This window comes from Mesorhizobium sp. GbtcB19 (assembly GCF_019091085.1).
Classification (GTDB): Bacteria; Pseudomonadota; Alphaproteobacteria; order Rhizobiales; family Rhizobiaceae; genus Mesorhizobium.
This window is the reverse complement of sequence record NZ_JAGXJY010000005.1, coordinates 253,527-267,198: the sequence shown is the minus strand read 5'-3', so window position 1 is coordinate 267,198 and position 13,672 is coordinate 253,527. Positions and strand designations below refer to the sequence as shown.

General features: G+C 64.6%; 14 protein-coding genes. 4 read left to right on the top strand and 10 right to left on the bottom strand.

Annotated elements, in window-relative coordinates; all coding sequences use genetic code 11:
- Positions 1–3: 3 nt before the first annotated feature.
- The 8 genes from KVT37_RS12275 to KVT37_RS12240 form a co-directional block, all read right to left on the bottom strand.
- Positions 4–1,080, bottom strand: a complete 1,077-nt coding sequence (locus KVT37_RS12275) for a 5-(carboxyamino)imidazole ribonucleotide synthase (RefSeq protein WP_217573105.1) — start codon at positions 1,078–1,080, stop codon at positions 4–6.
- The gene (purE, locus tag KVT37_RS12270; protein ID WP_217573103.1) at positions 1,077–1,574 is read right to left on the bottom strand and encodes a 5-(carboxyamino)imidazole ribonucleotide mutase; all 498 of its coding nucleotides are present in this window, start codon (positions 1,572–1,574) and stop codon (positions 1,077–1,079) included. The genes KVT37_RS12275 and purE overlap by 4 nt, the downstream gene beginning before the upstream one ends.
- Before the next feature lie 417 nt (positions 1,575–1,991).
- On the bottom strand, positions 1,992–3,197 hold the full coding sequence (locus tag KVT37_RS12265; RefSeq protein ID WP_217573101.1) for an aminotransferase class V-fold PLP-dependent enzyme: 1,206 nt from the start codon (positions 3,195–3,197) through the stop codon (positions 1,992–1,994).
- 20 nt (positions 3,198–3,217) lie between these two features.
- Positions 3,218–3,679, bottom strand: coding sequence for a RidA family protein (locus KVT37_RS12260; RefSeq protein ID WP_217573099.1), 462 nt, complete (start codon positions 3,677–3,679; stop codon positions 3,218–3,220).
- Positions 3,680–3,748: 69 nt separating this feature from the next.
- The gene (locus KVT37_RS12255; protein WP_217573097.1) at positions 3,749–4,558 is read right to left on the bottom strand and encodes an amino acid ABC transporter ATP-binding protein; all 810 of its coding nucleotides are present in this window, start codon (positions 4,556–4,558) and stop codon (positions 3,749–3,751) included.
- 4 nt (positions 4,559–4,562) lie between these two features.
- Positions 4,563–5,213 carry an amino acid ABC transporter permease gene (locus KVT37_RS12250; RefSeq protein WP_217573095.1) on the bottom strand — a complete coding sequence of 217 codons (651 nt, stop codon included), beginning with the start codon at positions 5,211–5,213 and terminating at the stop codon, positions 4,563–4,565.
- Between the two features lies 1 nt (position 5,214).
- Positions 5,215–5,880 (bottom strand): amino acid ABC transporter permease, encoded by a 666-nt coding sequence (locus KVT37_RS12245; RefSeq protein WP_217573093.1) that lies wholly within the window; start codon positions 5,878–5,880, stop codon positions 5,215–5,217.
- 175 nt (positions 5,881–6,055) lie between these two features.
- Complete coding sequence (locus tag KVT37_RS12240; protein ID WP_217573293.1) at positions 6,056–6,886, bottom strand: transporter substrate-binding domain-containing protein; 831 nt, start codon at positions 6,884–6,886, stop codon at positions 6,056–6,058.
- 181 nt (positions 6,887–7,067) lie between these two features.
- On the opposite strand from KVT37_RS12240, the gene KVT37_RS12235 reads away from it, so the two are divergent.
- Entirely contained in the window at positions 7,068–7,868 is an 801-nt protein-coding gene (locus KVT37_RS12235; RefSeq protein ID WP_217573091.1) for an IclR family transcriptional regulator, read from the top strand.
- 168 nt (positions 7,869–8,036) lie between these two features.
- On the opposite strand, the gene KVT37_RS12230 is transcribed toward KVT37_RS12235, so the two are convergent.
- The gene (locus KVT37_RS12230; protein ID WP_040985243.1) at positions 8,037–8,240 is read right to left on the bottom strand and encodes a YdcH family protein; all 204 of its coding nucleotides are present in this window, start codon (positions 8,238–8,240) and stop codon (positions 8,037–8,039) included.
- Between the two features lie 243 nt (positions 8,241–8,483).
- Here KVT37_RS12230 and KVT37_RS12225 point away from each other — a divergent pair, with 243 nt between their 5' ends.
- From KVT37_RS12225 to KVT37_RS12215, 3 genes are all read left to right on the top strand, one after another.
- Positions 8,484–8,663: a YdcH family protein gene (locus tag KVT37_RS12225; protein WP_112129628.1), complete on the top strand. Its 180-nt coding sequence runs from the start codon at positions 8,484–8,486 to the stop codon at positions 8,661–8,663.
- A 253-nt stretch (positions 8,664–8,916) separates the two neighbouring features.
- Entirely contained in the window at positions 8,917–10,167 is a 1,251-nt protein-coding gene (gene ispG / locus KVT37_RS12220; protein ID WP_217573088.1) for a flavodoxin-dependent (E)-4-hydroxy-3-methylbut-2-enyl-diphosphate synthase, read from the top strand.
- A gap of 49 nt (positions 10,168–10,216) precedes the next feature.
- A complete protein-coding gene (locus KVT37_RS12215; RefSeq protein ID WP_254633985.1) occupies positions 10,217–11,032 on the top strand; it encodes a lytic transglycosylase domain-containing protein in 816 nt (271 codons plus the stop codon).
- A gap of 246 nt (positions 11,033–11,278) precedes the next feature.
- Here the strand turns inward: KVT37_RS12215 and KVT37_RS12210 are convergent, their stop codons facing one another.
- Positions 11,279–13,624: a response regulator gene (locus KVT37_RS12210; RefSeq protein ID WP_217573084.1), complete on the bottom strand. Its 2,346-nt coding sequence runs from the start codon at positions 13,622–13,624 to the stop codon at positions 11,279–11,281.
- Positions 13,625–13,672: the final 48 nt, after the last annotated feature.

The window sequence follows — 13,672 nt, the reverse complement described above, 5'->3', positions numbered from 1 at the left end:
GCGTTATTTCGGCCGGACGAGGCGCGTGAAATGGCCCATCTTGCGGCCAGGGCGCGACTCGACCTTGCCGTAGAGATGCAGCATCAGGTCGGGCTCGGCCAGCAGCGCCGGGACCTTCAGCATGTCGTCGCCGATCAGGTTTTCCATCACGCAGTCGAAATGCCGGGCGGGCGAGCCCAGCGGCAGGCCGGCGACGGCGCGGATATGCTGCTCGAACTGCGAGATGATGCAGGCAGCCTCGGTCCAGTGGCCGGAATTGTGCACGCGCGGCGCCAGCTCGTTGGCGAGAAGCGAGCCATCGGCGAGGACGAAGAATTCGACGCCGATGATGCCGACATAGTCGAGCGCGGCAAGGATCTTCGAGGCCGCATCCTTGGCCGCGGCGGCCGTTTGCGGGCGGATGGCCGCCGGCAAGGTCGAGCTGCGCAATATGCCTTCGCGGTGGATATTCTCGGCCGGATCGAAAGCGGCGATCGTTCCGTCGAGACCGCGTGCGGCAATCACCGAAATCTCGCGTTCGAAGGCGACGAGCGATTCCAGGATCAGCGGCACATTGCCCATTGCCTCGCAGACGCCGGCAAAGCCGCCCGTTTCCATGTTGCGGAAGACGCGCTGGCCCTTGCCGTCATAGCCCATGCGCCGCGTCTTCAACACGCCGCTGCCGTCGAACTTTCTCAACGCCTCGGTCAACTGGTCGTCATTGTCGACCGGGCAGAATTCGGCCGTGGCAATGCCGATGCCGTTCAAAAAGCTTTTCTCGGTGACGCGGTCCTGCGCCACTTCGAGCGCGCGGGCCGGCGGATAGACTGGAACTTTTGCCGCCAGCGTTTCGGCGGCTGCGACCGGGACGTTCTCGAATTCGTAGGTGACGACGGCGCTGGCGGCGGCGAGCTCGGCGAGCGCTGCCGGATCGTCATAGGCGGCCACGATCTGCCGGTTGGCGACCTGGGCGGCCGGGCAGTCGGCCTGCGGCTCCAGGACGACGATGCGATAGCCGAGGCGGGCGGCGGCCATTGCCAGCATGCGGCCGAGCTGGCCGCCGCCGATGATGCCTATGGTCGATCCGGGGGCGAGGCTCACGGCGTGTCCGTCGGCTCGGTGGCGACCTTGGCGGTCTGGGCCGCGCGCCAGGCATCGAGCCGGGTTGCTAATTTGTCGTCGTTGAGGGCCAACACGGCGGCAGCCAGAAGCGCGGCATTGGCGGCGCCCGCCTTGCCGATCGCCAGCGTGCCGACCGGGATACCGGCCGGCATCTGCACGATGGAGAGCAGCGAGTCCTGGCCGGACAGCGCCTTGGATTCGACGGGAACGCCGAACACCGGCAGCGGCGTCATCGCCGCCGTCATGCCGGGCAGGTGCGCCGCGCCGCCGGCGCCGGCGATGATGACCTTGAAGCCGGCCGCCTTGGCGCCCTTGGCGAAGTCATAGAGGCGGTCGGGCGTGCGGTGGGCGGAGACGATCAGCCTTTTGTGCGGGATGCCGAGCGCCTCCAGCGTCTCCGCCGCCTGGCGCATCGTCGCCCAGTCGGACTGGCTGCCCATGATGATGGCGACGTCGGCACGCTGATCGGTCAAGGTATCGCTCCCCGGCGGCAAAGGCGCGCCTTAGCGGAATTCGCTCCTAGCTGCAAGGATTGTGGAGGCGGGGTAAATGTCTCAGGCTGAATTTTGGGACAAGCGCTAACTCGCGCCCTTTACCTTGTTTACAGCAATCATCCAGTCTTCCCACATTGCAGCGTCACCCGGACGTCCATTGGTCCAGATGGACCTCGAAAGGCCACCGAGCAAAATAGCTATGTCGTCGGAATGCATCCCACCTCGACGCCAATAGGCATCGAGGAACTCTACCATGGCGTCATATGCTTGCTGGTCGTCCATAGCGCCAAGCATATAGGCCCTCGCGCTTATGGGAGCAAACGCGGCAAGACGGTTTCGGCTAGTGGCTGAATTTCGGACTGAGGCACTTACTCTGCGGTGGTTGCCGGCAAGAGTTCAGTCCGGCCAGCGCAACGAGCCCGACGAATCCTTGCGGGCGACCTTCATCGCATCGGCGGGGCGGTCCTTGGCCGTCAGCACAGCGCGCAGCTGTTCGGCAACGACCTCCGCTTCACCGGGATGCAAATTGCATGGGTCGAGGAAGAAGTGCCCGCGCTCGACCTCGTGGTTGCGCACGATGATGGGCGGCGAGCCAGCGGCGAGCGCGGAGGCGAGCCCGGCGGCGGTGAAGCGGCTTTCCGGCCGCACGAAGACCTGCAGGCGGTCGAGCGGATTGTTGGTCGGGTCGGGGATGATCTCGGCGCCGATGCCGGGAATGCCCTGCAGGGCATTCTTCCACAAATTGAGCGCAGCCTCTTCGCGCCGGCGGATGCCGGCGTGGTCGCGCTTTTCCCAGGCGTCGAGCGCCGCCATGGTGCCGGCGATGCTTTCCTTGCCGACCTTCATGGCGCGCGCGACACCACGGTTCTGCAGATAGGCGGCGCGGACCAGGTCCTTGCGGCCAGTGACGATGCCGCTGGTCGGGCCGCTCAGGAATTTATGGCCGCTATAGACGACGATGTCGGCGCCGCGCGCCAGGAAGCTGCGCAGATCGTATTCCGAGGCGGCGTCGACGATCACCGGAATATTTTTGGCGTGGCAGATCTCGCAGAACTCCTCCAGCGAAAGCATGCCGTATTGCACGGTGTGGTGGGCGACGACGTAGAGGGCTGCAGCGGTGCGTTCGTTGATCGCCTCGCGCACATGGTAGTCCTGGGTGACGCTGACCGTGCCCGCCGGAATGACCTTGGCGCCGGCGACGCGGATCGACTGATCGATGGGCGCGCCGTAATTGACGATATGGCCGAGCTGGATGACGACTTCCGACTTCAGCCCCTCCGTGTCGTCCGGCAGCCGTTCTATCGCCAGGAGATTGGTGCCGGTCATCGCGCCGGCGATCGCCATGGTGATGCCTGAGGCGCAGCAGGCGGTGATGAAGCCGGCCTCGCCGCCGGTAAGGCGCGCGACGACTGCGCTCGCAGCGCGCTGCAGGTCGTCCATCTCCACCCATTGCGAGGCGATCTCGGCCATGGCGCTGATCGCTTCCGGAACGATGATCGAGGCGCCCAGCGCCGTCATCGTGCCGGAGACGTTGATGATGGGTCTCAGGCCCAGGCGCTCGCGGATCGTGGTGTTGGAGCCGGCGTCGGAATAGGTTTTCATGCGAGTGTACTCCCTGAAAGTCAGGCGGCGATCTCGACGACCGCTTCAATTTCGACGGTGATGTTGCCAGGTAGCGATCCGACGCCGATCGCCGAGCGGGCGTGGCCGCCGATCTTGTCGAAGACATCGGCGAAGAGGTCCGAGCAGCCATTGACCACCTTGGGATGGTCGCTGAAGGTCGGCGTCGCGTTGACGAAGCCGAGCAGCTTCACCACGCGCACGATGCGGCCGAGGTCGCCCGCCGCCGCATGCATGACGGCTAGCAGGTTGAGACCGGTGAGGCGGGCATGCTGATAGGCCTGCTCTACGGTCACGTCGTCGCCGACCTTGCCGGTGCACAGCGTGCCGTCGGCGCGCAGCGGTCCCTGGCCGGAGAGAAAGATCAGCCGGCCGCTCTCGGCATGGGTGACGAAGTTGGCGATTGGCGTCGGCGGCTCGGGCAGCGTCAGGCCGAGTTCGGCGAGCCGGGCATAAGGCGTCATGGAAGAATGCTCCCCTGGATGGCTTCAGCCATCCGATGTCGATAATGGACGGCGAAAAACCATCCGATGTCAGAAATGCGAGGCGCGGAAGCGCGCCAGGAAGGTGCGCAGCCGCTCATTGGTGGTCTCCTCGGCAAGGACCTCTTTCGGCGGGCCGACGGCCGAGACGCCGCCGTCGGCCATGAAGACGATGCGGCTGGAGGCGTCGCGGGCGAAGGCCATCTCGTGCGTCACCATCACCATGGTCATGCCGTCCTCGGCGAGGCTGCGCACCACCGCCAGAACCTCGCCGACGAGCTCGGGGTCGAGCGCCGAGGTGATCTCGTCGAGCAGCAGGATCTTCGGTTCCATGGCGACAGCACGGGCGATGCCGACGCGCTGCTGCTGGCCGCCGGACAATTCGGCGGGCAGGCTGTCGGCCTTGTGGCCGAGGCCAACGCGGCCGAGCCAATGCTCGGCGATCGAGCGCGCTTCCGTCTTGCTCTTGCCGCGCACCTTGGTGAGGCCGAGCATGATGTTGCCGGCCGCGGTCAGATGCGGGAAGAGGTTGAAGCCCTGGAACACCATGCCGGTCTCGGCGCGCATGGCGGCCAGGTCGCGTTCGCTGCGCCGCTGGCGGGCGCCGGAGTTGCGAGCAGGACCGGGGCGAAAACCGACCTCCTTGCCGTCGATGCGGATCGAGCCCGAGTCGTAGCTTTCGAGAAAATTCACGCAGCGCAGCAGCGTCGTCTTGCCGCTGCCGGACGGGCCGATCACGGTCACCACCTCGCCCTTGGCAACGGTCAGGCTGACCGAGCGCAGCACGTTGACCGCGCCGAAGGATTTCGAGACCTCGGCAATGTCGAGGAGTGCGGTGCTGGTGTTCGAGCTGGTGGCCATCGCGTTAGTCCCGGATGAAAGCGAAGCGCCGTTCCAGCCGCCGGCTGGCGTATGAAAGCGCATAGTTGACGGCGAAGTAGATCAAGGCACCGAAAATATAGAGCGGCATCGCCTCATAGGTGCGGCCGATCACCTGGTTGATGGCCTGCATCAGGTCGGTGATGCCGAGCAGCGAGACCAGCGCGCTGCCCTTCACGGCGTCAGTGACGCCGTTGATCCAGGGCGGCAGGAAGCGGCGGAATGCCTGCGGGAAAATGACGTAGGCGAGGCGCTGGCGGAAGGTGAGGCCGATCGCCATCGCCGCTTCCGACTGGCCCTTCGGAATGGAGGCGACGGCGCCGCGCAGATATTCGACGACTTGCGCCGTCTTGAACAGAGTGAGCGCCAGCACGGCGGCCCAGAAGGACTGCAAGTGAATGCCGACCGCCGGCAGGCCGTAATAGACGAAGAAGATCAGCACCAGGATCGGGATGCCGCGAATGGTGTCCGAGAAGATGCGCACCGCCCAGCGAACGGGCGCGGGTCCATAGACCAGGCCGACGCCGAGGATGACGCCGGCGATGAGCGACAGCACGACGACGAGCAACGACACCCAGAGCGTGAGCGCGAAGCCTTGAGCGAGGAACGGCAGGGCGTAGGCGATCTGACCAAGCATCTCAGCGCGCCGTCCTGTACCAGCGCTCGACAAGGCGCAGCGCGAAGAGCAGGGCATAGCCGGTCATCAGATACATCGCCGTCACCACGAGATAGACCTCGACGATGCGGAAGGTGTTGAAGTTGATCCACTGCGCGCCATAGGTCAGCTCCGGCACCGAGATGACGGAGGCGACGGACGTATCCTTGAACAGCGAGATGAAGGTGTTGGAGAGCGCCGGCAAGGTGATGCGCATCATCGTCGGCAGCCGCACATGGATGAGCCGCTGCCAGGGCGTCAGCCCGATCGCCTTGCCGGCGTCGAGCTGGCCGCGCGGCACGGCCTCCAGGCCGGAGCGGAACACTTCGACCAGATAGGCGCCGCTATAGAGCGCAAGCGTCGCGACGAAAGAGGTCTGCGCGCTGTAGACGAGATCGACGACCGTCGGCAGGCCGTAGAAGACCAGATAAACCAGCAGGATCAGCGGCACGTTGCGGATGAATTCGACATAGGCCGCGATGATGCCGCGCACCACGCGTCCGGCCGAGACATACCAGACCGCCAGCACCAGGCCGATGACGATGCCGATGGCGATCGAGATCACGGCAAGCTCGAGGCTGAGCAGCAGGCCGCCCCAAAGCTTGTCGAAATGCCGCCAGATCAGGTTGAAATTGAGCGTATAGCCCATGCGTCCGTCTCAATGACCCGCGGTGAACGATCTCTTGTTTGACGCAATTTCAGACGGAAAACCGCTTCACACTTTTCCTGAAATTGCTCTAGGATTCGTCATCCGCATGGCCGGTGTCGAGGAAAAACAGGCGGAAGAGCGTGCGCCCTTCCGCCGGCTCGGTCGTATGTCTCGTTCAGATGACCGGGAAGCCCGGATGGCGCGGCGGCGGCTCCTGGCCGAAATATTCCTTGAAGGCGGCATCGTAGAGCGCCGTCTCATGGCCGAACATGGCGATGGTGAAGGTCTGGTTGACGAAGGTCAGCCAGTCGAGATCGCCCTGCCTGACGGCCGCACCGTAAAGCATCGAGTACCAGCTCTTGCCGGCGTCGAAATACTTGTCCGGATTGCGCGAGGCGAGCCAGCGCACGGTGGAAAGGTCGACCGCGGCGGCGTCGGCACGCTTGGATTCCAACGCCTGCAAGACGTTGGCCTGGGTGTCGATCTGCAACACCTGCGCTTGCGGCAAGGCATAGTGGACCGAGCTCTCGGCGTCGACATTCTGCAGGATCGAGATGCGCGTATTGGCGCCGTTCGCCAACAACTTGTCGAAAGTCTTGTTCTCGGAACCGGGCAGGGTGAGCAGCGCGACGCCTTCGACGTAGTAAGGTCGTGAGAAGTGGATCAGCTGCGAGCGCTGCGCGGTCATGGTCATGAACTGGATGGTGATGTCGACCTTGTTGGTCGTCACATTCGGGATGCGCTGCGCCGGGTCCTGGGGGACGAACTCGACCTTGGTCGGGTCGTCGAAAAGGCCCTTGGCGAGGATGCGGCCCATGGTGATGTCCATGCCGACCAGCTCGCCGGCATCGTTCTCGAAATGCCACGGCGCATTGGTGCTGCCGGTGCCGACAATCAGCTTGCCGCGATCGAGCGCGGTGCGCAGCACGCTGTCGGACGCGGCCTGCGCCGCCGCCTTCTCGGCGCTGATGGCGGTCAGCGCGCCAGCGGTGGCCAGCCCCGCCATTCCCAGTTTCAGAAAATCACGTCTGCCGGATGTGTCGTTCACGGCGACCTCCTTTTCGTGTTGTGTTCCCCTGCGGACGAGCGAATGCGCGCCGCATCTTTCATTTGCCTCTTGCAAGATTGTCTCTTACAAGAGACGCATGTATGATATACAGGACAGATACTAGCATTAGGAATCGACAATGCAAGATGCTGAAACGCTGGCCGAACAGCCGCCGGCAGGCGCGGACGAGGAGCGGCCGGCGAACTCGCGCGAAAAGGGCCTGAACCGGGTTCTGCACATTCTGGAGTTCCTGCACGCCAACCAGCGCGCCATCGGGGTCGGCGAGCTGGCCAAGGGGCTGAACGCGCCGCGCTCGACGACCTACACGCTGGTGCGCGAGCTGGTCGAAGCCGGGCTGCTCGAAATGGCCGGCGACGGCAACCGGGTCTATTTCGGCAAGAAGCTCTACCTCTATGGAATGGCCTATATGCGCGGCAACGACCTGCTCAGGCGCGGCCGCCAGGAGGTCGACACGTTGTCGCGCGAGACCGGCGAGACGTCGGAGCTCTGCATGCTGCAGAGCGGCCGCTATACGATCGTCCATTCGAGCCCCGGCACCAGGCCGTTCCGCATCAGCTCGGCCACCGGCCTGCAGATCCCGCTGCCCTGGACGGCTTCCGGCCGGCTGCTGCTTGCCGGCCTCGACCGCGGCCGGATCGAAGCGATGGTCACGCAAGACGATCTCGTGCTGCCGGACGGCCGCAAGATCGAACTCGACGATTTCATCGACGATATCGGAAAAGCCCGCGTCACCGGCTATTGCGTGACGTCAGGCCTTGTCGATGCCTACACCAAATGCCTCGCGGCGCCCGTGTTCTCGGCGCCCGGCAAGGTCGAGGCGACGATGTGCCTGGTGGTGCCGATCGACACGTCCGAGGACCGTACAGGCGAACTCCTCACCGTTCTGCGCGAGCGCGCGGCGCGGCTGTCGATCTCGTGATGTCGATCCTGGCGTGTTGAGATTCAGGTCAGGCAGAGCCGAAAATGGTGGTTTCCGAGACCCGGAGCGGAGCGTACTTATAGTACGTGAGCACCGGATAGTACGTGAGCACCGGAAGCGCAGGATACCGCCATTTGCAGGCCTGCCTCACCTGAATATCGACACGCCTTAGGCGATGATGTCGGGAATAATGCGGTCTTCCAGCGCCGACAGCCGGTCTTTCAGCATCAGTTTCTTCTTCTTCATGCGCTGGATCTGAAGCGGGTCACAACCGGTGGCGATCATCGCGTTGATCGCGGCGTCGAAATCGGCGTGTTCCTGTTTGAGCCGGGAGTATTCGAGGCGTATTTCAGCCTGTTCCTGTTCGGACATTATCAACCGTTTAGCGTATGCATCGCCCAATCGGGCTGTCTGGGCGGGGCCGGTCGGGTTTGTCTGTCTGTGACCGGCGGGCAGCCCTTATCACATTTCACTTTGTCGTGGAATGCTACCACGTGGCATTCGACATCGAGATCGGTTGGTGGCAAAGTGTCACCGTGCCGTCACAGTCGCAACCTGCGGTGGAGGCGCCCGCGACGGCTGCAATCGAGGAAACCATGAAAGGGAGAACCAATCATGTCTCTTGCATCCCATCTTGATGAGTTGCAGCGGAAACACGGTGACATCGAGCGCGAGCTCACCGACGCGATGAACCATCCTTCGGTGGACGACCTCGAAATCGTGAATCTCAAGCGACGCAAGCTGGCAATCAAGGACGAGATTGAAAAGCTGAAGGGAAGCCCCACAGCACACTGAGCGTACCTTAGGCAACATCACCGCACCCGCCGCGGTGCCAACCTACCGGTGGCAAGATATGCCACCGGCCTGTTGCTTTTTATTGAATCACCCGAACGTTTCAGCTGGATCATGCGGCCTCTAGGGTTGTATGAGCCCTGCGGCCGCTGATCGCGGGCGGTCGATTTGCGGGCTTCGCCCGCCTGCTTGCCATTGACAAGCCATCTTTGCTCCGCCACCTCATGCCCGGAACTTTCAGATGAAGGCGGCCGGCATGACCGGATATTTCTCCTCTCCCTTCCCGCGGCGCATGTCGGTCGGCGTGCCGGTCGGCGGCGTTGTGGTCGGCGGCGGCGCGCCGGTGGTCGTGCAGTCGATGACCAACACCGACACCGCCGACATCGACCAGACCGTCGCCCAGGTCGCGGCGCTGCATCGCGCCGGCTCCGAGATCGTGCGCATCACCGTCGACCGCGACGAGAGCGCCGCGGCGGTGCCGCGCATCCATGAGCGGCTGTTGCGGCTCGGCATCGACGTGCCGCTGGTCGGCGACTTCCACTATATCGGCCACAAGCTGCTGGCCGATCACCCGGCCTGCGCCGAGGCGCTGGCGAAATACCGCATCAATCCCGGCAATGTCGGCTTCAAGGACAAGAAGGACCGCCAGTTCGCGGCGATCGTCGAGATGGCGATCAAGCACGACAAGCCGGTGCGCATCGGCGTCAACTGGGGCTCGCTCGATCAGGAGCTGCTGACCCGGCTGATGGACCAGAACCAGGCTCAGGGCTCGCCGCTCACTGCGCAGGAAGTCACGCGCGAGGCGATCGTGCAGTCGGCGATCCTGTCGGCCGAGATGGCCGAAGAGATCGGGCTTGGTCGCGACAGGATCATCCTGTCGGCCAAGGTCAGCGGCGTGCAGGATCTGATCGCCGTCTATACCGAGCTTGCCACCCGCTCCGATCACGCGCTGCATCTCGGACTCACCGAAGCCGGCATGGGCACCAAGGGCATCGTCGCTTCTTCGGCCGCCATGGGCATTCTGCTGCAGCAGGGCATCGGCGATACGATCCGCATCTCGCTGACGCCGGAGCCGAATGGCGACCGCACGCGCGAGGTGCAGGTGTCGCAGGAATTGCTGCAGACCATGGGGTTCCGGCAGTTCGTGCCGATCGTCGCGGCCTGTCCCGGCTGCGGCCGCACCACGTCCACCGTGTTCCAGGAGCTCGCCCAGAGCATCCAGGCCGATATCCGCAAGAACATGCCGGTGTGGCGCGAGAAATACCCCGGCGTCGAGAACCTCAAGGTCGCGGTGATGGGCTGCATCGTCAACGGCCCCGGCGAATCCAAGCATGCCGATATCGGCATCTCGCTGCCCGGCACCGGCGAAACGCCGACCGCGCCCGTCTTCATCGACGGCAAGAAGGCGGCGACGCTGCGCGGTCCCTCGATCGCGAAGGATTTCGAAAAGATGGTCGCCGATTATATCGAGCAGCGGTACGGACACGGCAAAGCCGCCGCGGAATGAGCCGATGCAGCGCGTGTTCAGGGCGGCACTGATCCTGACTTGCGCGCTGATGTCCGCCGGTCAGGCATTCGCCGATCCGCCGCAGTCGCGATCGGCCGCCAAAAGGCTGATCAACCGAGTCTGCGACCTGATCGAGACCGAGGCGGGCAAGAACGGCCTGCCTGAGGATTTCTTCGCCCGGCTGATCTGGAAGGAAAGCCGTTTCGATCCGAACGCGGTGAGCCCGGTCGGCGCTGAAGGCATCGCGCAATTCATGCCGGGCACGGCGAAGATGCGTGGGCTTGCCAACTCCTTCGATATCGAGCAGGCGCTTCCGGCTTCGGCGAAATATCTTGCCGAGATGAAGGCGGGCTACGGCAATCTCGGCCTCGCCGCGGCGGCCTACAATGCCGGGGAAAACCGGGTGTCGCGCTGGCTGACCTCAGGCGGCTTCCTGCCGATGGAGACGGAAAGCTATGTCTTCGACGTCATGGGCGAGCCGGTCGACAAGTTCTCCGACACGTCCTATGCCGGCACCGTCCGCCCGCTCGATCCGAAGATGAGCTTCGCGGTGGCCTGCCGCAGGCTGCCGGTGATCATGTCGCAAACCGTTGCCATGGCCTCGATCAACGTCAAGCCGTGGGGGGTGCAGGTGGCCGGCAATTTCCGCCGCTCGGCGGCGATCGGGCAATGGCTGCGGGTCAGGGGCCGGTTCCCGGCGCTGCTCGCCAGCCATGATCCGGTGGTCAGCCGGGTGCGCACGCCGATCGGCCGGCGCGGCATCTATGCGGTCAGGATCGGCGCCGACTCGCGCGGCGAGGCCAACGGCATCTGCGACAAGCTGCAAAGCGTCGGCGGCGCCTGCGTGGTGATGCGCAACCGGTAGCGGCAAGCCGCAAGTCAGAGATGTCGGCGGGACAGCACCCCCCTCTGTCCTGCCGGACATCTCCCCCGCAAGGGGGGAGATCAGATGTCGCGCCGGCCTTCGCCAATCGCCAACGTTGCAGGACTGAGCGAGGCGCCGAAACTGCCAATCTCCCCCCTTGCGGGGAGATGGCCGGCAGGCCAGAGGGGGGTTGGCGGGAACTCGACAGTCGATCGTTAGCGAGAGTTGCCCCCATTCGGCAAACGTTCAAGCCGTCTTGGCCGCCACTGTCTCGCTGAGCCAGGTGCCGATCTTGGCGCCGAGGCGGTCGGGCGAGACCGGCTTCGGCAGGTAGTCGTCCATGCCGGCCTCGATGCATTTTTCGCGATCGCCCTTGAGCGCGTGCGCGGTGACGCCGATGATCGGCGTGTGGCCGCCGCTCTGCGCTTCGATCGCGCGGATGGCGCGGGTCGCCTCATAGCCGTTCATCTCGGGCATGGAGACGTCCATCAGCACCAGGCGGGGGCGCAGGGTGCGATACATCTCGACCGCCGTGCGGCCGTTGCCGGCGATGCGATAGCTGAGGCCGAAGCCGTTGAGGATCTGGCCGAAGACCAACTGGTTCACATCATTGTCCTCGGCGATCAGGATATCGACCGGGCCGCTCGGCGCGGCGGTCGATTCCGGCGCCGCAGGGACCGGAACAGCCGGGCCGCGGATGACGGTGAAAGCCGGCAGAGCGGCCGGGGTCGCCTGCATCACAACCGGCTCGCGCACGAAATGCGCCGCTTTTGCGCCTTGCGTGCGCGCCTTCTGGATGGCGGAAATGACGGTGCCGAGCAGCACCGCCGAACGCGCCGGCTTGGTGAGATGGGCGACGATGCCGAAATCGATCACCATCCGGCCGAAATCGACCTGGTCGACCGAGGTGAGCAGCACGACCGGAATGGAGGAAAGGCGGCTGTCTGCGGATATTGCCCTGGCGACATCGGCGCCGTTCATGCCCGGCATCTGGTAGTCGAGGATGACGCAGTCGACCGACGCGCCGAGCTGGCAGGCGCGGTCGAGGAAGGCGAGGCCGACGGCGCCGCTCTCGGCGGCCGCGCAGTCGAAGCTCCAGCTTCTGAGCTGCTCCAGCAGGATCTCGCGGTTGACCGGATTGTCGTCGATGACCAGGACGCGAGCGCCGGTGACGTCGACCGGCACCAGCTCGTCGCGCGCCTGCTGGTCATGCGCCGGCAGCGGCACGGCGAACCAGAAGACGGAGCCGCGGCCGATCTCGCTCTCGACGCCGATCTTGCCGCCCATCAGGTCGACGAGCCGGGCGCCGATCGCAAGCCCAAGCCCGGTGCCTTCGTGGCGGCGGGTCGAGGAGCCGTCGACCTGGGCGAATTTCTCGAAGACGCTTTGCAGCTTCTCGGCCGGGATGCCGATGCCGGTGTCCTCGACACGGACCTTGAGCTGGACAACGCCGTCGACGACGTCACCGCCGACATCGACCAGCACATGGCCCTTCTCGGTGAACTTCACGGCGTTGCCGAGCAGGTTGGTGACGATCTGCCGGAAGCGCCCGGCATCGCCGACGACGAAGGCCGGCAGGCGCGGATCGACGCGCACGATGAGCTCGAGGTTCTTTTCGGCGACGCGCGCCGACACCAGCGTCGCCACATCCTCGACCGCTTCAGCCAGGCGGAAGGGGGCAGGGTCGAGCGTCAACTGGCCGGCATTGATCTTCGAGAAATCGAGGATGTCGTTGATGATGGTGAGCAGCGCGTTGCCGGATTTGACGATGACGTCGGTGAAGGTCTTCTGGCGCGGCGTGAGTTCCGTCTTGGCGAGCAGCTCGGCCATGCCGAGCACGCCGTTCATCGGCGTGCGGATCTCATGGCTCATATTGGCGAGGAATTCCGACTTGGCGCGGTCGGCGGCCTCGGCCTTGAACAAGGACGCGGCGGTTTCGGCGAAGGCGCGTCGGATCGCGTTCTCCATCGGCCGGAAGATCAGAACCGCGGCGATGCCAAGCACGGCGAACAGCAGCCCGCTTGCCCACAACAGCAGCCTGTCGTTGGAAGCGTCGGCAAGCCGCCGCTCCTCGTCGAGCGCGGTGCGCACCTTGACCAGCATCGGCTGGGCGAACAGGTCGTTCTGGTTGCGGATCTCGCGGTAGCTCCATTCGTCGACCTTCTGTGCCGTCGACATCAGATTGAAGTTGCGCACCATGTCGCGCGCCGACCAGAACAGGTCGTCATTCACCGAAGCGGTGTCCAGCGTGTTGACGGTGTTCCTGGACAGGCGCGGCTTGATTGCGGCGAGCTCGGCGTTGAGGATCTCGATCTCGGCCGTCAGCCGCTCCGAATGACCGCGCGCTGCAGTTGTCAGCGCGTCGCGCGTCTCGGTGCGCCAGGCGGTGCCGGTCGTCTCGGCGAAGTTGGTGGCGTTGCGCAGGTCGCGGGCGAAGATGACGAAATTGCCGCTGAGCGCATCGACCTCATGGCGGAAGGAATTCACGCGGTTGAGCGCATACATCACCGCGGCCGAAGCCAGCGCGAAGATCAGCAATCCCGAAATGTAGCGGATCCGGATCGACCGGAGGAAGGAAGAGTATTCCGGCATGCGCAACCCCAACACATACGCACAATTTTAATGGTCCGGATTACGCTT